Annotated in this window: 18 protein-coding genes; 14 read left to right on the top strand and 4 right to left on the bottom strand. The window is 60.7% G+C overall.

From position 1 onward, the window contains the following. Positions 1-115: 115 nt before the first annotated feature. Positions 116-1240, bottom strand: a complete 1125-nt coding sequence (locus tag AC07VG_RS18470; RefSeq protein ID WP_495021660.1) for a polysaccharide deacetylase family protein — start codon at positions 1238-1240, stop codon at positions 116-118. A gap of 294 nt (positions 1241-1534) precedes the next feature. Between AC07VG_RS18470 and yaaA the strand changes: the two genes are divergently transcribed. From yaaA to AC07VG_RS18405, 13 genes are all read left to right on the top strand, one after another. Next, positions 1535-2314, top strand: coding sequence for a peroxide stress protein YaaA (gene yaaA, locus AC07VG_RS18465; RefSeq protein ID WP_494999281.1), 780 nt, complete (start codon positions 1535-1537; stop codon positions 2312-2314). A 982-nt stretch (positions 2315-3296) separates the two neighbouring features. Then, positions 3297-4613 carry a nucleotide sugar dehydrogenase gene (locus tag AC07VG_RS18460; protein WP_495021659.1) on the top strand — a complete coding sequence of 439 codons (1317 nt, stop codon included), beginning with the start codon at positions 3297-3299 and terminating at the stop codon, positions 4611-4613. Between the two features lie 195 nt (positions 4614-4808). Next, entirely contained in the window at positions 4809-6290 is a 1482-nt protein-coding gene (alg8, locus tag AC07VG_RS18455; protein WP_495021658.1) for a mannuronan synthase, read from the top strand. 36 nt (positions 6291-6326) lie between these two features. After that, positions 6327-7505, top strand: a complete 1179-nt coding sequence (locus AC07VG_RS18450; protein WP_494999278.1) for a PilZ domain-containing protein — start codon at positions 6327-6329, stop codon at positions 7503-7505. Between the two features lie 216 nt (positions 7506-7721). Further along, positions 7722-9170, top strand: coding sequence for an alginate biosynthesis TPR repeat lipoprotein AlgK (gene algK, locus AC07VG_RS18445; RefSeq protein WP_494999867.1), 1449 nt, complete (start codon positions 7722-7724; stop codon positions 9168-9170). Then, positions 9167-10651: an alginate export family protein gene (locus AC07VG_RS18440; protein WP_495021657.1), complete on the top strand. Its 1485-nt coding sequence runs from the start codon at positions 9167-9169 to the stop codon at positions 10649-10651. Before algK ends, AC07VG_RS18440 begins: the two co-directional genes overlap by 4 nt. Then, positions 10651-12267 (top strand): mannuronan 5-epimerase AlgG, encoded by a 1617-nt coding sequence (gene algG, locus AC07VG_RS18435; protein WP_494999276.1) that lies wholly within the window; start codon positions 10651-10653, stop codon positions 12265-12267. Before AC07VG_RS18440 ends, algG begins: the two co-directional genes overlap by 1 nt. 11 nt (positions 12268-12278) lie before the next feature. Continuing rightward, positions 12279-13712, top strand: coding sequence for an alginate O-acetyltransferase (locus tag AC07VG_RS18430; RefSeq protein WP_495021656.1), 1434 nt, complete (start codon positions 12279-12281; stop codon positions 13710-13712). Between the two features lie 11 nt (positions 13713-13723). Continuing rightward, complete coding sequence (locus tag AC07VG_RS18425) at positions 13724-14842, top strand: mannuronate-specific alginate lyase (RefSeq protein WP_494999274.1); 1119 nt, start codon at positions 13724-13726, stop codon at positions 14840-14842. A 334-nt stretch (positions 14843-15176) separates the two neighbouring features. Next, positions 15177-16727: an MBOAT family O-acyltransferase gene (locus AC07VG_RS18420; RefSeq protein WP_495021655.1), complete on the top strand. Its 1551-nt coding sequence runs from the start codon at positions 15177-15179 to the stop codon at positions 16725-16727. Between the two features lie 11 nt (positions 16728-16738). Further along, on the top strand, positions 16739-17917 hold the full coding sequence (locus AC07VG_RS18415; RefSeq protein WP_495021654.1) for an alginate O-acetyltransferase: 1179 nt from the start codon (positions 16739-16741) through the stop codon (positions 17915-17917). A gap of 14 nt (positions 17918-17931) precedes the next feature. Beyond that, on the top strand, positions 17932-18597 hold the full coding sequence (locus AC07VG_RS18410; protein ID WP_495021653.1) for an alginate O-acetyltransferase AlgF: 666 nt from the start codon (positions 17932-17934) through the stop codon (positions 18595-18597). Positions 18598-18857: 260 nt separating this feature from the next. Beyond that, on the top strand, positions 18858-20303 hold the full coding sequence (locus AC07VG_RS18405; protein WP_495021652.1) for a mannose-1-phosphate guanylyltransferase/mannose-6-phosphate isomerase: 1446 nt from the start codon (positions 18858-18860) through the stop codon (positions 20301-20303). A 113-nt stretch (positions 20304-20416) separates the two neighbouring features. On the opposite strand, the gene AC07VG_RS18400 is transcribed toward AC07VG_RS18405, so the two are convergent. The 3 genes from AC07VG_RS18400 to AC07VG_RS18390 form a co-directional block, all read right to left on the bottom strand. After that, entirely contained in the window at positions 20417-23284 is a 2868-nt protein-coding gene (locus AC07VG_RS18400) for an RHS repeat domain-containing protein (protein ID WP_495021651.1), read from the bottom strand. Between the two features lie 181 nt (positions 23285-23465). Further along, positions 23466-23804, bottom strand: a complete 339-nt coding sequence (gene mazF, locus AC07VG_RS18395) for an endoribonuclease MazF (protein ID WP_495021650.1) — start codon at positions 23802-23804, stop codon at positions 23466-23468. Beyond that, entirely contained in the window at positions 23804-24046 is a 243-nt protein-coding gene (locus tag AC07VG_RS18390; protein ID WP_495021649.1) for an AbrB/MazE/SpoVT family DNA-binding domain-containing protein, read from the bottom strand. The genes mazF and AC07VG_RS18390 overlap by 1 nt, the downstream gene beginning before the upstream one ends. Before the next feature lie 492 nt (positions 24047-24538). On the opposite strand from AC07VG_RS18390, the gene AC07VG_RS18385 reads away from it, so the two are divergent. After that, the gene (locus tag AC07VG_RS18385) at positions 24539-24841 is read left to right on the top strand and encodes a DUF6124 family protein (protein WP_495021648.1); all 303 of its coding nucleotides are present in this window, start codon (positions 24539-24541) and stop codon (positions 24839-24841) included. Positions 24842-24864: the final 23 nt, after the last annotated feature.

The following is a 24864-nucleotide window of genomic DNA, read 5'->3' as shown; positions in this document are numbered from 1 at the left end:
GAATAGCCCTTGGCGAGTGGCCCGTACACCGTTAAAGTCGGAAGTCCGCCTGCACTGAAATCATCACCTCATTTTCCCCCGGCCCAACAAATACGGGCACTTGGGTTTTTCCCTGCTAACGAAACGCGTCCTTGCACTCCTGCCAGCCGAGCCCGCTTTCGGCGGTCTGCTTGAGCAGCCAGGGTAATGCCGTGCGCGCCTTGTCCTGGGTGTCATGAAACACAATGACCCCGCGCCGCCAGAGCAGCATCAGGGTCAACACCCGCTGGGCGGACTGCTCGGCGCTGAGCTTGCCGGTAGCATCCGCCGAATCGATGTCCCACAAGGCGACCTGCAAGTGCTGGGCCTTGAAAAACGCCGCGCCATCGGCCCGTCGCTGCCCGTAAGGTGGGCGGAACAGCGCGGCATAGTTGTCCGGCAGGGCGTTCTGCAGCAGCGCGATACTGCGCAGGATCGAGTCCTCCCAGTCCTGCCATTGACTGTGGGAGCGGTACTGCCAGCCTTCCGCGCCCACGCATTGCTGGCGGTACAGTTCGCGCACCGCTGGCATTGAGGTCTTGTCCAGGCGGGCCTGCAGGGCATTGCCGAGGACAAAGAACAGGCCGCTCATCTTCTGTTTGCGCAGGTAGCCGATCAACTCGTCGGTATTGCCCTGAGCCATTGTCGGCCCGCCGTCGAAGGTCAGCAGGAACAACCGGTCGTTGAAGCCTTCGCCATTGCGCTCGTGATCGCCCAGCAGCTGGATTTCGCTGCTGGTCTGCGGCAACAGCGCGGCCAGGCGCAGCAGCTCGTCCAGGTAACGCTCATGGAACGCCCGGGACGGCACCGCCCAGCGCACATAAAAGGAGTCTTCGCCGACCCGGAACTTGCCGGCGGCGGTCCGCAGACTCTCCAGGTCCTCGACGTAGAAACAGAAGGAGGCGTCCTGCTCGCAGCTCTGCTGGGCGGCGTTGTAGCTGCTCAGCAGGCGCTGCCACAGGCGCTGGCGCACCGTATCGATCGAGACCATGTTGATCTGCTTGAGCCCCAGGCGCTTCTTCAGGGCCGCTTCGTCGAGCAGTTCGCTGACCAGCAGCGTATGGGCAAACATCAGGACCTCGGCGCGCGAGGCGACATCGAACAGCGCCGGGCTGCTCAGTTGCTCGGGCCAGACGCTGCGATCCAGGGTCGCGGGGTCGTTCGGCGCGGCGAAGGTCGCGAGGCTGGCCAGCAGGGCCGAGAAGAAAAGAACGATACGCAAAAGGGTGCCTCCATTTCAGAACCCGCCGCGCACTATAGCCGATCTGACGGGCCGGGCCCTTGTGGTGCCTGTTCTGGCCTCTTCGCGGCGATGCGGCGACCCGACAAGCTCCGCTCCCACAGGTTTTCAGTCGTTCACAGAACCAGAGTTCGACTCGAACACTGTGGGAGCCGAAGAGGTCCTCAAGATCGGCAAGGATGTCCCAGGCCAGCCATACAGCGGCTATCGCCATCATAGGTGGAGTCAAACCGCCCAAGCCCCTAGAATCCCCCGACGATTAAAGGAGACGACTTCATGCTGATGGTGATTTCCCCCGCCAAGACCCTCGATTTCGAAACACCGGCGGTGACCCAGCGCTTCACCCAACCGCAATACCTGGACCACTCTCAGGAGTTGATCGAGCAACTGCGCACCCTCAGCCCAGCGCAGATCAGCGAGTTGATGCACGTTTCCGACAAGATCGGCGGCCTCAATGCCGCGCGTTTCGGCAGCTGGAACCCGGCCTTTACCCCGGACAACGCCAAACAGGCGCTGCTGGCATTCAAGGGTGACGTCTATACCGGCCTCAATGCCGAAGACTTCAGCGACGCCGATTTCGACTACGCCCAGAGCCATCTGCGCATGCTCTCTGGCCTCTACGGCCTGCTGCGTCCGCTGGACCTGATGCAGCCCTATCGCCTGGAAATGGGCACCAAGTTCGCCAATGCCCGCGGCAAGGACCTCTACGCCTTCTGGGGTACGCGCATCAGCGAATGGCTCAATGAAGCCTTGGCCGAACAAGGTGACGAAGTGTTGCTGAACCTGGCCTCGAACGAGTACTTCTCGGCGGTCAAACGCTCGACGCTGAACGCGCGCATCGTCAATACCGAGTTCCGCGACCAGAAGAACGGCCAGTACAAGATCATCAGTTTTTATGCGAAAAAAGCCCGGGGGATGATGGCGCGGTTTGTGATCCGGGAGCGTATCCAGAACCCTGAGCAATTGAAGACGTTCGACGAACAAGGCTACCGGTTCAGCGCTGAACTTTCCAAGGTGGACAACCTGGTGTTTTTGCGTGATCAGGCGCTGGAGTAACGCAGTTCGTCGTAGTACCGCGTTATCGTTCTTCGCGGGCAAGCTCCGCTCCCACATTAATCCTGAGTCGTACCGACATTTTGTGTACGACTGAGAACCTGTGGGAGCGGAGCTTGCCCGCGAAGAGGCCGGCACAGACACCACAGCCCCCCAGACCGGCACATCTGTAACCCTGCCCCCACTCGGTGCACTACACGCAATGTGTAATCCCGACGATTCACCTCTATATCCCTCCCGCAACACCCCAAAAAACCCAATTATTTGACGTCAACAAACCGACCGTTACAACCATGAAAATTCTTTCACTCGACATTTCTAATTTTTTTGAGTAGTGGCACCGGAATTTTTTCCCCGTAGTGGCACACCACCATCTCTGCATTTTTAATCCCCATAACTAAAGGGCGAAACGGAAAGTGCTATCAATATGAAGTCGTGCCATCTTTCCTCCTCTTTTCAGAATTATCAGAAAACAGGATGAGCGGATCGGAACTTATGTTCCGAAGCATTGCTCATACCACCGGTAACGATTCTCACAGTACTTGTAAGAGATGACTTACATGGAGGCGAGAGTAAATGTTTAAGTTGCCAACAGCGACTTACAACCACGCCCCACCATTCAAACCACAGCGAAGGACAGGAGATACGCAACCTTGATATCCCCTAAAAGGCCAAGACAGGCCCCCGGACAAAGCACTTGCAAGCGTCTCGCAACCTGTTGATCTACAAGCCCCCCTGTGGGTAGCCGAAGGTTTCGAGCACGCTGACAAGGGTCTTCTCGCTGAAGGCCGGCCACATTCAAGGGCACGCCCCTATAACAAGGCCAAGTTGCGCACAACTTGAGTGCAATTATTTAGCCACTCGACGCTTATATGCCTGCCTTCGGCGGACACGACCTATTAGGCCGCACTTCCGGACGCACCACGGTTACTGGCTACATTAACTCCGGCCATTTAATGGCGTGATTAAGATAGAGGTAAATGCAATGCGCATTAGCATATTCGGTTTGGGTTACGTCGGTGCAGTCAGTGCCGGTTGCCTGTCTGCACGAGGCCACGATGTCGTTGGCGTCGATATTTCCCAGGACAAGATCGACCTGATCAACAACGGCAAATCGCCGATTGTCGAACCGGGCCTGGAAACCCTGTTGGCCCAGGGGATTGCCAGCGGTCGACTGCGCGGCACCACCGACTTCGCCGAAGCGATTCGCAACACCGACCTGTCGATGCTCTGCGTCGGCACACCGAGCAAGAAGAATGGCGACCTGGAACTCAACTACATCGAGTCGGTGTGCCGCGAAATCGGTTTTGTCCTGCGTGACAAAACCACCCGCCACACCATCGTGGTGCGCAGCACCGTGCTGCCGGGCACCGTAAAAAACGTGGTGATCCCGATCCTCGAAGACGGCTCGGGAAAAAAAGCCGGGGTCGACTTCGGGATCGCGGTCAACCCTGAGTTCCTGCGCGAAAGCACCGCGATCAAGGACTACGACTACCCACCGATGACCGTGATCGGCGAATTCGACAGCGCCTCCGGCGACGTCCTGCAAGCGCTCTACGAAGAACTCGACGCGCCGATTATCCGCAAGGACATCGAAGTGGCCGAGATGATCAAGTACACCTGCAACGTCTGGCACGCCACCAAGGTCACCTTCGCCAACGAAATCGGCAACATCGCCAAGGCGGTCGGGGTCGATGGACGCGAAGTGATGGAGGTGGTCTGCCAGGACAAGACCCTCAACCTATCCCAGTACTACATGCGCCCCGGCTTTGCCTTCGGCGGCTCCTGCCTGCCCAAGGACGTGCGCGCCCTGACCTACCGCGCCGCCTCTCTGGACGTCGACTCGCCACTGCTCAATTCGCTGATGCGCAGCAATGGAAGCCAGGTGCAGAACGCCTTCGACCTCGTCGCCAGCCATGACAAACGCCGCATCGCCCTGCTCGGCCTGAGCTTCAAGGCCGGTACCGACGACCTGCGCGAAAGCCCGCTGGTGGAACTGGCGGAAATGCTCATCGGCAAGGGCTTCGACTTGAGCATCTACGACAAGAACGTCGAGTACGCCCGTGTCCACGGGGCGAACAAGGACTACATCGAATCGAAGATTCCCCATGTGTCGTCCCTGCTCAACGCCGACTTCGACGAGGTGATCGACAACAGCGACGTGATCATCCTCGGCAACCGTGACGAGCGGTTCCGCGCCCTGGCCGAGAACGCCCCGCACGGCAAACAGGTCATCGACCTGGTGGGCTTCATGTCCAAGGCCACTAGTGCGAGTGGCCGGACCGAAGGTATTTGTTGGTAAACCAACAGCAATCGCTACGCGGTTGATCGCCGGCAAGCCAGCTCCTACATGGACGGGGTTGAACGCGAACATTACGTACGACTCCGCACTGTAGGAGCCGGCTTGCCGGCGATGGCGTCCGCAAGGACGCCTCGCCTGCCTTAACCCCACCGAGCCCGCCGACAGGCCCGCCCGAGACAGAGACGGATGCAGATTATGCACAGGCTAAAACACGGCCTTCTTCAGGCCGCCGGTTGGCTGTTCTACTTGAGTTTGCTGATGGGTCTGGCCGTGTTGCTGCCCACTTCGACCTTCGACGCCGACTCCAAGGACTTTATCTTCCTGATCGGGGCCGTGGGCATCTGGCGCTACGCCATGGGCGCCACCCATTTCGTCCGCGGGATGATTTTCCTCTACATCGTCTACCCGCACCTGCGCCGCAAAGTGCGCAAGCTGGGCAAGGCCGCGAACCCGTCCCAGGTATTCCTGATGGTCACCAGCTTCCGCATCGATGCGCTGACCACCGCTCAGGTCTACCGCTCGGTGATCCGCGAAGCCATCGACTGCGGCTTCCCAACCACCGTGGTCTGTTCCCTGGTGGAAATGTCCGATGAGCTACTGGTCAAGAGCCTCTGGGCGAAAATGAACCCGCCCGCTCACGTCACCCTCGACTTCGTGCGTATCGCCGGCACCGGCAAGCGCGACGGCCTGGCTTTCGGTTTCCGCGCCATCTCCCGCCACCTGCCGGACGACCGCGCCGTGGTCGCGGTGATCGACGGCGACACCGTGCTCAGCGAAGGCGTGGTGCGCAAGACCGTGCCCTGGTTCCAGCTGTTCGGCAATGTTGGCGGTCTGACCACCAACGAGTTCTGCGAAGTGCGCGGCGGCTACATCATGAGCGAATGGCACAAGCTGCGCTTCGCCCAGCGCCACATCAACATGTGCTCCATGGCCCTGTCCAAGCGCGTGCTGACCATGACCGGACGCATGTCGGTGTTCCGCGCCAGCGTGGTCACCGACCCGGACTTTATCGCCGACGTCGAAAGCGACTCGCTGCAACACTGGCGCCTGGGCCGCTTCAAGTTCCTCACCGGCGACGACAAGTCCAGCTGGTTCAGCCTGATGCGCCTGGGCTACGACACCTTCTACGTGCCCGATGCGGCGATCCACACGGTGGAACACCCGCCGGAAAAGAGCTTTATCAAATCCAGCCGCAAGCTGATGTACCGCTGGTACGGCAACAACCTGCGGCAGAACTCCCGTGCCCTGGGCCTGGGACTGCGCCGCCTCGGCCTGTTCACCGGCGTGGTGCTGTTCGACCAGCGCGTGTCGATGTGGACCTCACTGCTGGGTCTGACCGTGGCGCTGATCGCCAGCTTCAAGTACGGCATCGCGTTCATCCTCGCCTACCTGCTTTGGATCGGCCTGACCCGACTGATCCTGACCCTGCTGCTGGCCTGTTCCGGGCACAGCATCGGCCCGGCCTACCCGGTGATCCTCTATTACAACCAGATCGTCGGCGCACTGATGAAGATCTACGTGTTCTTCCGCCTCGACCGTCAATCCTGGACCCGCCAGGACACCAAACTGAGCCGCGACCTCGCCAGCTTCCAAGGCTGGTTCAACACCTGGTCGTCCCGAACCATGACCTTCTCCGCCGGTAGCATTTTCGTCGCCGTGCTGATGACGATGGTTTGACCCGACCCGCCTGAATTAGTGAATGGAGCTTTACCCATGAATTCCCAAGTCAATGCCAACGTCGTCCACGAATCCGAAGCCCAGCGCCAGCATGCGCGGGTGAAAATCCCGGCCAAGCTGCGCTTCCTCGGCAGCGCGAGCCAGCCCCTGGAAGTGCGGGTGCATGACCTGTCCGCCGGCGGCCTGAGCTTCAATGTCCCGCCGCAACAGGCCCTGACCCTGAAGCTCGGCGAGGTGTACAAGGGCCGCCTGCAATTCGTTATCGACAACCTCGGCCTGGCCATGGATGTCGAGTTGCAGGTGCGCGCCTACGACCGCCAGAGCGGCCGGGTCGGTTGCCAGTTCCAGAACCTGGAGCAGCAGGACATCGGTACTCTGCGCCACCTGATCACCTCGCACCTGTCCGGCGACATCGTCAACATGGGCGACGTGCTCGCCACCCTGCAGCGCGACAACTTCACCAAGGCGCGCAAGAACAAGGACGACGGCGGCGGCATGAGCGCCTTCGGTCGCCTGCGCGCCGTGACTTTCAGTCTCGGCATCTTCGTGGTCGGCCTCGCGGCCTTCGGCTTTGTCCTGAAGTCGGTGTATGGCCTGTACTTCGTCAGCCACGCCCAGGCCGGCCTGGTCAGCGTAGCGGGCATGAACATCACCATGCCCCGCGATGGCACCGTGCAAAGCCTGATCAAGGAAGACGGCGTCGCCGCCAAGGGTGCGCCGCTGGCGACTTTCAGCACCAGCATGCTCGATGTGCTCAAGGGGCATCTCGACGAAAACCAGCTGCAACCGGCCAAGATCGAGGAACTGTTCGGCAAGCAGATGACCGGCACGCTGACTTCGCCTTGCGATTGCACGGTGGCGCAGCAACTGGTCGCCAACGGCCAATACGCCAGCAAGGGCGATGTGATCTTCCAGCTGGTGCCTAGGGGGAGCCAGGCGAATGTCGAGGCGCGCTTCTCCTATCGGCAGTTTGGCGACGTGCGTCCAGGCACCCGGGTGAACTTCCAGATCGCCGGCGAAGCGCAGGTGCGTCAGGGCAAGATCATCAGCAGTAGCAGCCTGAAAAGCAGCGACCTGTCCTCGGATATCCGTGTCCTGATCAAGCCTGACGAAAGCCTCGACAGCAGCCTCGCCGGACGCCCGGTGGAGGTCAACAGCGACCGTGGCCCGAACATCAACTGGCTGATCGACAAAGCCATGGCCGCCGGTCTGTAAGCGGAGGACATGCCTGTGAATAATCGTCCCCCTTACGAGTGCCCTGCACTCGATCGCGAGCAAGCTTGCTCCTACAGTGAGCCGGTTGCCCACACGATCGACTGCACCACGACCCCCAGGGTAATCGATGATGGCGACTTTCTTGCCCGCCACGCTATCGACTGCGCCACGAGCCCCAGCGTAATCGATGATGGCGGATTTCTTGCCCGCCGCGCTATCGACTGTGCCACGAGCCCCTGTAGGAGCGAGCTTGCTCGCGATAGATCTCAAAGCCACCGCCACCTCGCCCTGAGCACCCTGACCCTGGCCATCGCCCTGACCGGTTGCGCCGGCCTGCCCGACCAGCGTCTGGCCAATGAAGCGCTCAAGCGCGGCGATACCACCCTGGCCGAGCAGAACTACCGCAAGCTGGCGGACCTGGGCTACAGCGATGCACAGGTCGGCCTGGCCGATATCCAGGTGGAAAGCCGCGACCCGGCCCTGCTCAAGCAGGCGGAAGCGACCTACCGCGCCGCCGCCGACACCTCGCCCCGGGCCCAGGCGCGCCTGGGCCGCCTGCTGGTGGCCAAGCCCGGCGCCAGCGAGGCCGAACACCACGAAGCCGAAGACCTGTTGAAAAAGGCCTTCGCCAACGGTGAAGGCAACACCCTGATCGCCCTGGCGATGCTCTACCTGCAATTCCCGCAGAGCTTCCCCAACGTCAACGCCCAACAACAGATCAACCAATGGCGCGGCGCCGGTTACCCGGAAGCGGGCGTGGCTCAAGTGCTGCTCTACCGCACCCAGGACACCTATGACCAGCATCTGGATGAGGTGGAAAAGATCTGCAAGAGCGCGCTCCACAGCTTCGACATCTGCTACGTCGAACTGGCCACCGTGTACCAGAAACGCGCCCAACCGGAGCAACAGGCCGCCCTGCTCAAGCAACTCCAGGCCGCCTACAGCCGTGGCGCCGTCGGGGCCCAAAGGATCGACAGCGTCGCCCGGGTGCTCAGCGATGCGAGCCTCGGCCAACCGGACACCAAGACCGCGCAAGCGCTGCTCGAACAGATCGCCCCCGGCTACCCGGCATCCTGGGTCAGCCTGGCGCAACTGCTCTACGACTTCCCCGACCTGGGTGACGTCAAGCAGATGCTGGAATACCTCGACAACGGCCGCGCCGCCGACCAGCCCCGCGCCGAACTGCTGCTGGGCAAGCTCTACTACGAAGGCAAGTGGGTGCCGGCAGACGCCAGGCAGGCCGAGGCGCACTTCCAGAAAGCCCTCGGTAAGGAGGTCGCCGCCGATTACTACCTGGGGCAGATCTATCGTCGCGGCTACCTCGGCCAGGTCGACTCGCAAAAGGCCCTCGACCACCTGCTCAAGGCTGCCCGCAACGGCCAGAACAGCGCCGACTTCGCCATTGCCCAACTTTTTTCCCAGGGCAAAGGGACCAAACCCGACCCGCTCAACGCCTACGTCTTCAGCCAACTGGCCAAAGTCCAGGACACCCCACTGGCCAATGAGCTGGCCCAACAACTCGACACCCAACTGCCGCCTGCCCGACGTGCCGATGCTCGGCGCCTGCTGCAACAGGAGCAGCGCCTGCGCGGGACCCTGAGCCGCAATCCGCTGGACCTGCAACAAGTCCTGCAAGCAGGCGACCGCGAGGAAAAAACCTTATGACACTTAATCCATTCGTCAAGGCTGGTATCGGCCTGAGCTTCGCCCTGCTCTGGTCCTGCCCGAGCCTGGCGGCGATCACCGAGACCAAGAACTTCGGCCTCGAAGTAAAAATCACCGGCCAATCCGAAGACGACCGCGACCTCGGCACCCTCAAGGGCGGCGACGTCAACGGCATCGGCCTGGACCTGCGGCCATGGGTCTACGGCGAACGTGGCAACTGGAGCGCCTACGCCATGGGCCAGGCCGTGACCGCCAGCGACATCATTGAAACCGACACCCTGCAACAGTCCGATGCCAGCCAGGAAACCTCGAGCAACGACGCGCGCAAACCGGATAAAAGCTACCTGGCCCTGCGCGAATTCTGGATCGGCTACAAGGGCCTGACGCCTTATCCGGGCGAGATGCTGAAACTCGGTCGCCAGCGCCTGCGCAATGACGACGGGCAATGGCGCGACACTAATATCGAAGCGCTGAACTGGAGCTTCGACACCACCCTGCTGCGGGCCAACCTGGGCGCCGCCGAGCGCTTCAGCGAATATCGCACCGACCTCACCGAACTGGCGCCCAAGGACAAGGATCGCCTGCATGTCTACGGCGATGTTGCCTACCAGTGGACACCCGGCCAGTGGATTGGCCTGCGCGCCCACCACACCCACGACGACGGCAAGCTCGACTACCCGACACCGGGTGTCGCCGCCGACCCGCTGGATAAAAAAGCCAACGGCGACCTGACCTGGCTCGGTCTGGAAGCCGACAGCGATGCCTACAATTTCAGAAACACCAACACCGTCAACTACTGGGCCAGCCTGACCGGCATGAGCGGCCAGCGCGACCGCGTCAACCCGCTCAACGCCGACGGCAGCCAGCCGGCAGACGCCACGCGCGGCAGCCATATCAACGGCTGGGCCAGCGACCTCGGCGTGCGCCTGCGTCTCGACCCGAACTGGCAGGTCGGCGCCGCCTATGCCCGCGCCAGCGGCGACTACGAACAGAACGGCCTGGAAAGCAACCGCTCGAACTTCACCGGTACCCGCACGCGGACCCACCGTTTCGGCGAAGCCTTCCGTGGCGAAATGAACAACCTGCAGACCGCCACCCTGTTCGGCTCCTGGCAGCTGCGCGAGGACTATGACGCCAGCCTGATCTACCACAAGTTCTGGCGCGTCGACGGGCAAAAGGACGTCGGCAGCAACGGCATCAACGCCGTGCAGAACAACTACGACGACGCCACCGGTGCCCTGCTCTCCAGCGCCTCGCTGCCCTTGCAGGACGGCAAGAAGGACCTCGGCCAGGAAGTCGACCTGGTCGTGACCAAGTACTTCAAGCAAGGCCTGCTGCCCGCCGCCCTGAGCCAATCGATCGACGAACCTTCAGCGCTGGTGCGCTTTCGCGGCGGCGTGTTCAAGCCCGGCGATGCCTATGGCAAGAGCGTCGATTCCTATATGCACCGCGCGTTTGTCGACGTGATCTGGCGCTTCTGATGCAGACCGCCAAGGGAGTGACCGAGATGAACCACAGCGCCCTGCAAGGCTCGCTCAGCGTATTGGCCGGCGCCCTGCTGTTGGCCAGCAGCGCGGCCTTTGCCAGCGTCGAAGCGCCGCCCGGCAAAATCGAGCACGCGCCGACCCTGGCCAAGGAACTGCAACAGGCCAAGACCTACACCGTCAGCAGCGCGCCGACCGCGCCGCTGCACCTGGAAAAACCCCAGTTGCCTGACCTCAGCGGCTACACCGGCGAGGCCGTTGCGGCGAAGATCGGGCGCGGCAAGCCGGGCAAGATCAGCGTCCGCCGGATGATGCAGGAAGACGCCCTCAAGGACTTTATCGGCGGCGACAACAAGATGGCCGAGTGGGTGGTGCGCCAGCACGGCATTCCCCAGGCGATCTTCATCGACGACGGCTATATCAACCTCAAGGACCTGAGCAAAAAACTGCCCAAACAGTACATCAGCGAAACCTCGCCGGGGGTATTCCTGGCCAGGTTGCCGATCGTGGTCGGGCGCAAGGGCATCCTTGAAATCGACGGCCAGACCCAGGAGCTGCGGCTGTCCCAGGAAGGCGGTTCGTTCCTGGTCAACGACGGCCAACTGTTTATCCGTGACACCCAGGTCACCGGCTGGCGCGAAGCCGACAATGGCCCGGCAACCTTCCGTTCGCCCAAGGAATTCCGTCCGTTCCTGCTGGCCTGGGGCGGCACCGAAACCTATATCGTCAATAGCCGGATGGCCAGCTTCGGCTATGCCAACAGCAAGTCCTACGGTGTGAGTATTTCCCAGTACACGCCGAAGATGGCCCAGGTGCTCAAGCGCCCCGAGCCGACCGGCTGGATCATCGGCTCCGAGTTCTCGGACATGTGGTACGGCTTCTACTGCTACGAGACCCGCGACTTCGTGGTCAAGGGCAACATCTACCGCGACAACATCGTCTACGGCATCGACCCCCACGACCGTTCCCACGGGCTGATCATCGCCGACAACAGGGTGCACGGGACCAAAAAGAAACACGGCATCATCCTTTCCCGGGAAGTGAACGACAGCTTCATCTTCAACAACCGCAGCTATGACAACCAGCTCTCGGGCCTGGTGATCGACCGCAACAGCGTCAACAACCTGATCGCCTACAACGAGATCTACCAGAACCGCACCGACGGCATCACCCTCTACGAGAGCGCCGACAACCTGATCTACGCCAACAAGGTCATCGGCAACCAGCGCCACGGCATCCGTATCCGCAACAGCGTGAACATCCGCCTGTACGAGAACGTCGCCATGGCCAACGGCCTGACCGGGGTCTACGGCCACATCAAGGACCTGAGCGACACCGACCGCGACATCAAGCTCGACCCGTTCGACGCTCAGGTCTCGCTGATCGTGGTCGGTGGCGAACTCGCCGGCAACGGCAGCGGCCCGCTGTCCATCGACTCGCCGTTGAGTGTCGAGCTGTATCGGGTGTCGATGCTCGCACCGACGAAAAACAGCGGCATCAGCTTCAGCGGGATTCTCGGCGATCGCCAGGATGAAATTCTCGACCTGCTGGTGCGTCAGCAGAAAGCCGTGCTGATCGACCCTGTCGAACGCCAGACCCCCTTGCCGGATTGAGGACGACCTTTATGAACCCACACCTGATCAAACTGCTCGGCCTGTCGGGCCTTGCCGCGGCAATCTTCGCCGCCAGCGGCAGCCTCAAGGCCGAGGAAGTCCAGGCGCCGAATTTCACCGCCGAGCCCTGCTGCAGCCTGTGCCCGGCGGCCCATGACGCGAAGAACTACACCACCCGCTACCAGCAGAACTTCACCACCCTGGTCCAGGCCCAGGGCGACTGGCTGTTCCGCACCCAGGAAGACCTGCGCACCGAGTTCGACACCAGCCCCGCCGGCTACCGGCGTCTGCAACAACTGCGCGATGCGTTCAAGAGCAAGGGCGTGGAGTTGGTGGTGGTGTACCAGCCGACCCGTGGTTTGGTGGATCGCAACAAACTGTTCCCGGCCGAGCGCGCCAAGTTCGACTATGAAAAAGCCCTGGGCAACTACCAGGCGATGCTCGGGCGTTTCGCCAAAATGGGCTACCACGTGCCGGATCTGTCGCCGCTGACCAATGAACAACAGGCCCACGATTTCTACTTCCGGGGTGACCAGCACTGGACCCCGTATGGCGCCGAGCGCACCGCGAAAATCGTCGCCGAGACGGTGAAAAAGATCCCGGGCTTTGCCGACATTCCCCATCGCGAATTCGAGACCTGGGTTTCCGGGCGCATGGGCAAGACCGGCACCCTGCACAACATGGCCGGCCAGCTCTGCGGCACCAGCTACGCAATCCAGTACATGGAACAATTCAGCACCGAACCCAAGGGCGAAGCGGCGGACGGCGACCTGTTCGGCGACGCCGGCAACCCGCGGATCACCCTGGTGGGCACCAGCCACAGCGGCAAGAACTACAACTTCGCCGGCTTCCTGCAACAGTACATCGGTGCCGACATCCTCAACGTCGCCTTCCCCGGCGGCGGTCTGGAAGGCTCGATGCTGCAGTACCTGGGCAGCGAGGAATTCCAGAAAACTCCACCGAAAGTGCTGATCTGGGAATTCTCGCCGCTGTATCGCCTGGACCAGGAAACCATCTACCGGCAGATGATGGCCCTGCTCGGCAACGGCTGCGAAGGCAAGAGCGCCGAGATGAGCGCCAGCACCACGGTCAAGACGGGCAAGAACGAACTGCTGGTCAACCGCAACAACCGCGACCTGCGCAACAGCGCGCACCAGGTCGACATCCGTTTCGCCGACACCTCGGTGAAAACCCTGCACGCCACCCTCTGGTACATGAACGGCCGCCACGAGGACATCAAGATCGAGAAACCGCCAACCTCCGACACCGACGGACGTTTCGCCTTTGAACTGCGCACCGACGAAGACTGGGCCAACCAGAACCTGCTGGCGCTCGAAGTCCAGGGCCCGGAAGCCGGCGGCGCGCCACAGCAAGTCGAGGCGAAAATCTGCAAACGCAACGTATTCCCCAGCGCCGAGCCCCCTGTGGCACGGGCCGGGCTATGAGGTGCCTACCGATGAAACTCCGCACACTGCTTGTTCCTTCACTGCTCGGTTTGGCGATGCTCGCCAGCTCGGCCCACGCCGCCGCGCCGCTGCGCCCGCCCCAGGGTTACCTGGCCGCCATCGACAAGGTCAAGAGCGGCGACAACGGCGGCGGCTGCGACGCCATGCCCCAACCCTACACCGGCTCATTGCAGTTCCGCAGCAAATACGAGGGTTCCGACAAGGCTCGGGCGACCCTCAACGTACAGTCGGAACAAGCCTTTCGCGACACCACTGCGGACATCACCAAAATGGAACGCGGCACCAGCAAACAGGTGATGCAGTTCATGCGTGACGGTCGCCCGGAACAGTTGAGCTGCACCCTGAACTGGCTGACCGCCTGGGCCCAGGCCGACGCGCTGATGTCCAAGGACTTCAACCACACCGGCAAATCCATGCGCAAATGGGCCCTGGGCAGCATGGCCTCGGCCTATGTCCGCCTGAAGTTCTCCGACTCCCAGCCGCTGGCCACCCACCAGAAGGAAGCGCAACTGATCGAGGCCTGGTTCAGCAAGATGGCCGACCAGGTGGTCAGCGACTGGGACAACCTGCCGCTGGACAAGACCAACAACCATTCGTACTGGGCCGCGTGGTCGGTGATGGCGACCGCAATCGCCACCGACCGTCGCGACCTCTTCGACTGGTCAGTGAAGGAATACAAGGTCGGCGCCAACCAGGTCGACCCGCAGGGTTTCCTGCCCAACGAGCTCAAGCGTCAACAACGGGCCTTGGCTTATCACAACTACGCGTTGCCGCCGCTGTCGATGATTGCCAGCTTTGCCCTGGCCAACGGCGTGGATCTGCGCCAGGAAAACAATGGTGCGCTCAAGCGCTTGGGTGATCGGGTGTTGGCCGGGGTGAAGGATCCGCAGCAATTCCAGGCCAGAAATGGCAAGGACCAGGACATGACCGACCTCAAGGTCGACTCGAAATTCGCCTGGCTGGAACCCTACTGCACGCTCTACACCTGTCCGCCGGACGTGCTTGAACACAAGCATCAGATGCAACCGTTCAAGACCTTCCGCCTCGGCGGCGACCTGACCAAGGTCTACGACCCGACGCACGAAAAGGGCAACAAACAAGGGAATTGAAGCGCTGGAACAACCTGTGGCGAGCGGGCTTGCCCTAATGCCAGTCAGTTAAGGCTGAACACGGCCCTTGTGGGAGCAGAGCTTGCTCGCGAAGAGGCCCTTGAGACCGCTAAAAGCTTCGCGGGCAAGCACCGCTCCCACAGGTTAAGTGGTGTTTTCAATACCCCATTTCCTTAACTGAACGGCATTAGGGCAAGCCCCCTCGCCACAGGGAATCGCCTTCACCACAAGTCAGTGCATGACAGTGGACCTACGTAATACACCCCCCCGATTTCCATGGGGGGTTTGGGGGGGCTTCGGCCCTTGACCGTTGATGAAACAAGGAGAGCTCGGGATGGTCTTTTCATCCAATGTGTTCCTGTTCCTGTTCCTGCCGATCTTTCTCGGCTTGTACTACCTGAGCGGGCAACGCTATCGCAACCTGTTGTTGCTGATCGCCAGTTACCTGTTCTACGCCTGGTGGCGGGTCGACTTCCTCGCGCTGTTCGCCGGCGTCACCCTATGGAACTACTGGATCGGCCTCAAGGTTGGGGCCGCTGGCGTGCGTAGCAAACCGGCGCAACGCTGGCTGCTGCTCGGCGTCGCCGTCGACCTGGGCATCCTCGGCTACTTCAAGTACGCCAACTTCGGTGTCGACAGCCTCAACGCGATCATGACCTCGTTCGGCCTCGAACCCTTCATCCTCACCCACGTGCTGCTGCCGATCGGGATCTCGTTCTACATCTTCGAGTCCATCAGCTACATCATCGACGTCTACCGTGGCGACACCCCGGCCACCCGCAACCTGATCGACTTCGCGGCCTTCGTGGCGATCTTCCCGCACCTGATCGCCGGCCCGGTCCTGCGTTTCCGCGACCTCGCCGAGCAGTTCAACAACCGTACCCACACCCTCGACAAATTCTCCGAGGGCGCCACACGGTTCATGCAGGGTTTTATCAAGAAGGTCTTTATCGCCGACACCCTGGCGGTGGTCGCCGACCATTGCTTCGCCCTGCAACAACCAACCACCGGCGATGCCTGGCTCGGCGCCCTGGCCTACACCGCGCAGCTGTACTTCGACTTCTCCGGCTACAGCGACATGGCCATCGGCCTGGGCCTGATGATGGGCTTCCGCTTTATGGAGAACTTCAAGCAGCCGTACATCAGCCAATCGATCACCGAGTTCTGGCGGCGCTGGCATATCAGCCTGTCGACCTGGCTGCGCGACTACCTCTACATCACCCTGGGCGGCAACCGCAAAGGCACGCTGACCACCTACCGCAACCTGTTCCTGACCATGCTGCTCGGTGGCCTGTGGCACGGCGCCAACCTCACCTACATCGTCTGGGGCGCCTGGCACGGCCTTTGGCTGGCGATTGAAAAAGCCCTGGGCATCGACACCTTGCCACGCCGTTTCAACCCGATCCGCTGGGCCCTGACCTTCCTGCTGGTGATCATGGGCTGGGTGATCTTCCGTTCCGAAAACCTCCACGTCGCCGCCCGCATGTACGGCGCCATGTTCAGCTTCGGCGAGTGGTCGCTGTCGGAACTCAACCGCGCCAGCCTCACCGGCCTGCAAGTGGCGACCCTGGTGCTGGCCTACGCGACCCTGGCGCTCTTTGGCCTGCGCGACTTCTACCGCAACCCGCCTACCACCAAGGCCAAACCCGCCGACGGCCCGGCCACCGCGCAACCTGACCTGATCAAGGCGGTACCTGGTGAAACGGCCGGCAGCATTCACGAACCCGGCTACAGCGTCGGCACCGAAGCCCAGGTGCAACCGGCCTACGGGGTCGCCGACTGGCCGCGTTATGTGATGCGCACCCTGGTCCTGCTGCTGTTTATCGCCTCGATTCTCAAACTCTCGGCGCAAAGCTTTTCGCCGTTCCTTTACTTCCAGTTCTGAGGGAGCCGACCATGACCCGCTCATTCCGCATCCTCTACATCGCCCTGTTCCTCGTCACCTTGCTGGCGCTGGGGTTGTGGTCGCTGCGCAGCTTTATCGGCTTCAGCAGCAACCCCGACGCGACCCTGCTCGACGGGCGCTGGACCAAGGCCGTGGAAACCCGCTACGACACTGAATTCCCGATCAAGCGCCTGGGCACCAACCTCTGGGCCGCGCTGGACTTCAAGCTGTTCAACGAAGGCCGTCCGGGGGTAGTGCTGGGCCGCGACCAGTGGCTCTACAGCGACGAGGAGTTCAACCCGGTTGCCGGCGAGCAGCAGAACCTGCAAGGCAACTACGCGCTGGTCGAAGGCGTGCGCCAGACCCTCAAGGCCAAGGGCGTGAAACTGGTGTTGGCGATCGTTCCGGCCAAGGTCCGCCTGTACCCGGAACACCTGGGCGACGTGCGTCCGGCGAGTATTCACGCCAACCTCTACCAGGACTTCCACGCCCGGGCCGCCGCCGAGCGGATCCTTGCTCCCGACCTGCTGGGCCCGCTGCAACAGGCCAAGCAACAAGGCCAGCAAGTATTCCTGCGCACCGACACCCACTGGACCCCGGACGGCGCGCAAATCGCCGCGACCCAACTGGCCGACGCCATCGGCAAGCACGCCCCGCTCAGAGGCGAACCGCAGCGCTTTGTCACCGAAGCCGAGAAGACCGAACCACACAAGGGCGACCTGACCCTGTTCCTGCCGCTGGACCCGCTGTTCAGCAACCTGATGCCGCCCCAGGAACCGCTGGAAAAACGCAGCACCCGCGCCGCTGACGATCAGCCGGTCGCTGGCGATGCGCTGTTCGCCGACAACCAAGTCCCGGTGGCGCTGATCGGCACCAGCTACAGCGCCAACCCGAACTGGAACTTCGTCGGCGCGCTGAAGCAGGCCCTGCACCGCGACGTAGTGAATTACGCCGAAGACGGCCACGGCCCGATCCTGCCGATGCTCGCCTACCTGGAAAGCGACGCCTTCAAGAACAGCCCGCCGCAGGTACTGATCTGGGAATTCCCGGAGCGCTACCTGCCGGTCAACAACGAAATCGGCGATGCCGACCCCAAGTGGGTCGCGCAATTGAAAGCCACGGGGCTGCACCAACAGAACCTGGTCCAGAACACACCTAAATCCGAGTCGCCCGAACGGGCGCAAAACTGAAAGAGGTACTTCCCATGACCTTCAACATCACTCGTAAAAACAGCCAAGGCCGCGCGGTCAAAACCCTGGCCCTGGCCGCGGGCCTGAGCCTGCTGTCGTTGTCCGTCTGGGCCGGCGATTCCGCCCTGTACGGCCCGGTCGCACCGAAAGGCTCGAGCTTCGTGCGTATCTACAACGCCAGCAACCAAGAGGTCAGCGCCAGCGTTGGCGCTACGGCGCTGAGCGATGTCGCGCCATTGGCCAGCAGTGATTTCAGCTTTATGCCCGGCGGCGACTACAGCGCCAAGGTCGGTAGCCAGAGCCTGTCGGTGACACTCGCCGCCGACCACTATTACACCCTGGTCAACAGCACCAGCGGCCAGCCGCAACTGATCGAAGAGCCGCCGTTCAAGAACAAGCAGAAGTCATTGGTGCGGGTGCAGAACCTGAGTGACAAGGCCCTGACCCTGAAAACCGCCGACGGCAAGACCGACGTGGTCCAGGCGGTGGCGGCCAAGGGTCGTGGCGAGCGCGAAATCAACCCGGTGAAAGTCAGCTTCGCCCTGTACGACGGCGACAAAAAGATCAGCGACCTCAAGCCCGTGGCCCTGGAGCGCGGTGAAGCGGCGGTGCTCTACGTCACCGGCAGCGGCAGCAGCCTGTCGCCGGTCTGGGTCAAGCGCCCGGTTTCGACCCGCTGATGAATTCGCCGGACGAACACAAACCTCGTGGCCCCCGCCAATGAACCTGTGGGAGCCAACCTGTGGGAGCGGAGCTTGCCCGCGAAGAGGCCCTTAAGAGCGCTAAAAGCTTCGCGGGCAAGCTCCGCTCCCACACAAACAGTGCACCCACAAGAAATGCGGTCACCTTGAGCCCTTCGTCCGGCACGAAACAACAACAAGAGAGTGAAACGACAGAACGCAGTAGCTCTAACCCATAGATTGTTTAAAGGAGTAACACCATGATTCCAGTCATCCTCTCAGGTGGTAGCGGCTCACGTCTTTGGCCGCTTTCGCGCAAGCAGTTTCCCAAGCAATTCCTCGCCCTCACCGGCAAGGAAACGCTGTTCCAGCAAACCCTCGAACGCCTGGTGTTCGAGGGCATGGAAAGCCCGATCGTGGTCTGCAACCTGGACCACCGCTTTATCGTCAACGAGCAACTGAGCAACCGCCAGCTCAGCGCCCAGCGCATCCTGATGGAGCCCTTCGGCCGCAACACCGCCCCGGCCGTAGCCCTGACCGCGATGTTGCTGGTCAACGAAGGCCGCGACGAACTGATGCTGGTACTCCCCGCCGATCACGTGCTCGACGACCAGAAAGCCCTGCAACGCGCCCTGGCCCTGGCTACCGTGGCCGCCGAGCGCGGTGAAATGGTCCTGTTCGGCGTCCCGGCAAGTAAACCGGAAACCGGCTATGGCTACATCAAGTCGAGCAACGATGCGCTGCTGCCGGAAGGCGTCAGCCGGGTCTCGCAGTTCGTCGAGAAACCCGATGAAAAACGCGCCATCGAGTTCGTCGAGGCCGGCGGTTACTTCTGGAACAGCGGCATGTTCCTGTTCCGCGCCAGCCGCTTCCTCGAAGAGCTGAAAAAACACGACCCGGATATCTACGACACCTGCCTGCTGACCCTGGAACGCAGCACCCAGGACGGCGACAGCATGACCTTCGACGAAGCCACCTTCGCCCAGTGCCCGGACAACTCCATCGACTACGCGGTGATGGAAAAGACCCAGCGCGCCTGCGTGGTGCCATTGAGCGCCGGCTGGAGCGATGTCGGCTGCTGGTCATCGTTGTGGGATGTGCATGAAAAGGACGAGAACGGTAACGTCAGCAAGGGCGACGTGGTGATCCAGGACAGTCACAACTGCATGATCCACGGCAACGGCAAACTGGTCTCGGTGATCGGCCTGGATGACATAGTCGTGGTCGAAACCAAGGACGCCATGATGATCGCCCACAAGGACAAGGTTCAGGGCGTGAAACAGATGGTCAACACCCTTAACGCCCAGGGCCGCAGCGAAACCCAGAACCACTGCGAGGTCTACCGGCCCTGGGGTTCCTACGACTCGGTGGACATGGGCGGACGCTTCCAGGTCAAGCACATCTCGGTCAAGCCGGGGGCTTGCCTGTCATTGCAGATGCACCACCACCGCGCCGAACACTGGATCGTGGTCAGTGGCACCGCCGAAGTGACCTGCGACGACAACGTGTTCCTGCTCTGCGAGAACCAGTCCACCTACATCCCGATTGCCTCGGTACACCGCCTGCGCAACCCGGGCAAGATCCCGTTGGAGATTATCGAAGTGCAGTCCGGCAGCTACCTGGGCGAAGACGATATCGAGCGCTTTGAAGATGTCTACGGGCGCTCGACCGCGCCTGAACAGGAGGTGAAAACCATCGCCCAGTAAACTACAGTGTTCCACTCACCCCCGCCCCGCTGGCTGCGTACCCCCTATCCGCAGTCGGTGGGAACGGGGGGGGGGGTTTGCCGGGGATACCTTTCCTGAGCTCAGCTTTCGGACTAAGACCCCCCTTGAAACCAGCTTTTTAAGCGCCCTAAAAAAGTTGGCGGCGGAGCGTTCAAACGCTCATATTCATGGTTTAGCGTGTAAACAAGGTAGGCAATATTGTCGGCATTATCGGTCATGGCTAGCTGCCGCACTACGGGATCACTATTAAAGGTACTCACAAATGCCTGTTTGTTCAAAAAACCGAGCGGGTGATTTTTTACCTGATTCTCAGAGAGGCCATTTTGCATCATGCGATATCCTTGCATCTTGAGATTAAGAGCGGCCCAGTCACTTCCATGCTTATATAAATCCTCATTATCCATGTACCAATAATCCTTCGTTTTAAGATATTGATGTGACCACTCATGAATAAGAAGCACCGCCAATTCTTCGGAGTCCTTGAGCACATTGGACGACATCTTAATATACATTGATTTTTCTTTATCACTTCCATAAACATAGGCAGCTCTCGGAGTCCCGGCTTCCTCAAAACCGATTATTCGAGCAGGATTGACCGTGTACGCTTGATCTCTCAAGCGTTCAAGCCAGGCGTTACCAAAGCCGGCTACCGGCCGCTGCTCACTCCCCGTGAAGCTCCACAAAATTTCCCTGCCAGGGTATTCGTAAAACTCCTGATTTTCTGCCGAAAGCGCCGCGACTGCATTGTCCAGCATCGTATGGGCACGCATGATGGCTGTTGCAATTGTCTTGCCCGCCTGAGGATTGGACTTGTTGATAGAAAGCAGGCCCCGGTTCGTGATGGTCTGATTCTTAGAGAAAAAATAAGCGGTGGCGGGCTTATTTTTATCGAAAAAACTGAAGTTCGAGTCATGGGCAAGATTGAGCCGTGCCCCTTCCATGGCCTTGTTCCAGCGCTGCCCGACCAGCCCCGCAGCATCACTCAGGACAACAGGACTGTTTTGCACGAACTGGTAGCGGTTAAATCCATCGATATCGCCGGCTGGGTCAGGGTTGAGCCAACGTTGCTGCCACGGCAGGTAATATCTGAGCCCATAATAATACAGCCCCGTCGCATCCCGCTCCTTACCCGAGTAACGGACAGTTTTATAGCTGGCTTCGACTTCACTTCGCCCAGCAAACCAGGCTGTACCGCCGTAGGGATGATAGGTCTCCTGGCTGATCACCTCGGCGTCACCATCCAGCTCCAGACTGCTGGAGCCCAGATGGTCGGTCAGGTTGTAGCGGTATTGATCATTGGCGACTCCAGACGGCGGTGTCGTTTCCCAGTGCAGCACCTGCATGGCACTGCGCCCAGCCTGCATGCCGATCACTTGCAACACTTCGCCGGTGCCTTGATGGGTGCGGATTTCCAGGCCAGGCAGGTAGCGGACTTCCGATATCAGCGAACGGGCGTTGGTTTGGATGGAGCGGACTTTGCGTCGCCGCAAGCCATCGCCGCCGTACACATACAACTCCAGATCATCGTCAACATCGTCACGTTCGACTGGTCGCACCTCACGCAATTGATTACGCACATCCCAGCTCATCGCCTGCCCCGGTTGCAGCTCCAGCAGGTTGCCGTTGCCGTCAAAAGCGGCAGCAATTTCCTCTTCGGTGGGGGGCCGATCATTTTGCTCAGGCAAACAGCGATTGCTGTAGCATGCCGCCGTCAGCTTGCGGCTATGGCTTTGCGGGCCGACATGGATCAACTCCAGCAAATTCCCACCCGCGTCGTAGTGGTAAGTTTGACGATAGTTGGCGACTGCACCCGGATCGTCGAAACGATTGAAGTCAGGCCCTCGACTGGCAGTGCCCGCCTCCCAGCCCGTTGCCTCGATCAACTGGTAGAGACTGTCGTAGCCATGATGTTTGATTGGCTCAACCCGCTGATTGGCGAAATAACGAGTCGGCAAGGCCGCGTCTTCAATGCTCAGCACATTGCCCACTGGATCGTAGTCGTAATGCAGGTCTTGCAACGCCGCTTCAGTTCCATGTCGAGCCTGAAGTCGAATCAGGCGGCCGTCTTCAGGGCGGTAGGTCAGCGTACTGACCACACCGTTACCGGCGGTTTCCTGTTCGACCTGACCAAAGGCACTGTAGGCAATGCCATTGACCAGCGTTTGTGGGGCTGTCTGACCGCTGAGTTGCAGATGGCTGGCAAACAATTGACCGTCAACGGTGTAATCGAATAGTTGTCGATTACCCTTGGCATCGGTCTGTTCCAGCACATCGCCCAGCGGGTTGAAGCGTGACGAGGTGGTCGCTGCTTGCGCCACGGGCTCCAGCAGCGAATCCCGCTCCGGCAGCCCTGACGGCCAATCGGGTATGTCCAGCGCGCTCAGGAATCGCTGGGTCTGTTCAAGCACTCCGCCCGTCAAGGCGTACTCGTCCAGTGTCTGAGTACCCGCAGGATCATCATGTCGAATCAACTGTCCGCATTGATTATGAGCGGCGAAATCGTCACTGCCATCGGCATACTCATAGCGCTCGGTACAATGCGCTGTCTCGCCTTCACCCTGCTCGACAATTGCCAAGGGCCGCAGCAGATCGTCGTACTCGACCTGCCGCTCACTGCCGCGACTGTCCCAAGCTTGAACCAGTTGATCAGCATCGCCGAACAAGCTGATCCGCTCACCGGCATCAACGCTGATCGAACCCAGTACCTTGCCTGACAATGAATAACGATTGACCAGGTTGGCAGGCGTGGCCGTATCTTCCGCACTCAACGCCCAGAGCCGGGGATCCCACTGTTGAACCAAGCGCCCCATGGCGTCATAGGCGCTGCGGTTGACCCGCTCTTCGGCTTGCGCCGTCTCGACAGAACGGCAGTAAGCGACCGAGCGCACGGCGAGCCCGCGAGGATCGATGACCGCCAGCGTCGGTGTGTGAGTGTGAATCCCGCCCGTCAGTCTCGACATGGCTCAGGCTCTGCGTAGGAGGCGTCAATCTAGTAATCACCCAATCCGCAGTGTTGGCTACTGTCAGAAATGACAGGGCCGATAAATGGTCATGACGGGTCTACAGCCCTATATCGCAACCAGCCAAAGGGGTGCCTGGATCAATTACCAGCAGCACCAAGCGTAGTGTCACAGCGTTTTCCTAAGGTTTGCCTATCAGGGCTATGGCGCGAAGTCGCACAGCGCTCAACTCCGCCACGGATACCTTGCCCTTGAACTCTGCTTTTCGGGCTCTCCAGTCCAAGCTCTTAACCTGATCGGCCAGTACGGCACCCGGGCGCTCCCCAGTCACCTCAACCTCAAAGGGATAGCCCTTTAACTGAGTCGTCATGGGGCAGCAGAGCATCAAGCCCGTCTTGTGGTTGTAGCTGGAAGGACTGAGCACCAACGCAGGCCGATGACCCGCTTGCTCATGCCCTGCCTGGGGGTCGAAGTAGAGCCAGACGATATCGCCGGAGTCAGGGACATAGCGACGGACCATCAGAACGCTTCCTTACCCACGGCGACATCAAAATTGACCTCTGCGTGCAGATTATCCGGGGTAATGCCAGCTACCAGCGTGTCCAGGTCGACCTCCTGTGGGTAAATAGGCTCAATGACGACGCAGCCATTTTCGACCCGGACATCAACCACTGAATCAAGTGACAGCTTCGCCGATTTCATGACTGCCGCCGGGATTCGAACCGAAGGGCTGTTACCCCATTTTTTGATGGTGACTTGCATGTCGCGACCCTCCTATACCGTATCTACAATGTAGATACAGTACCTCACCGCAGAAAGAGTATCAACAGTGTTGATACATCCCTGGATTTTGGCTATCCCGCGCCCTACAGGTCGCAGCTCATTTGCGCGAGTACCAGCCTATCACCTGCTCCAGACGGGGCCCCATGGAGACTATTCCCTTTCACTTGACTGAAATTTCCTAGAAAATCCCAACCCGTTGCGCCTGTCGGGGCCGGCGACTAGTCTGCATGTGTCACCGCAAATTCGGTGATACGGACGTGCAAGTCCGGACCGACAAAAGGCGCGCGACGCCAACGACTTTCAGGCGTTTTTTACGCCCGAAATAGTGTGTTATGGCGGCCGTGCGCGGGAGATCTTCGGGATCTGCCGGGTTTACCTTTTGCCCCGGTCTTGCACACCTGCGTACGGTCGCCACCTTTATTCGCGTGCAAGCGAACGGTGATGGCTCTCACTCATCAAAAGGGATACACCATGTTCAAGATCACCCCCAATCCGCCTGTCGCGGAAGATCTCACCTCCCCTGCATTTCGGCTCGCCGCCGAGCGGGCCTTCGCTCACTACGAGCTACCAGCGACCCGCATGCGGCCGCGGAAAAATCAAAACCGCAGCACCGAAGAAAGCCTGCTCCATATCTACGAAATCCTCCAGAGTGCCTCGGCGACCGCCTATGAAGCGGCGGACAATCTCCAGGGCGCGCAGCGCAAACTCGCCCTGGGAGCCGTGCATCTGATCGATATGGCTCAACAGGAAATGGATGGATTGCTCGACGCCTGATAGACCTGAGCGAGTGACTGCTC

This window comes from Pseudomonas sp. GW821-FHT03C07 (assembly GCF_059420925.1).
The sequence above is the reverse complement of the archived record's forward strand: the minus strand, read 5'-3'. Positions and strand labels throughout refer to the sequence as shown.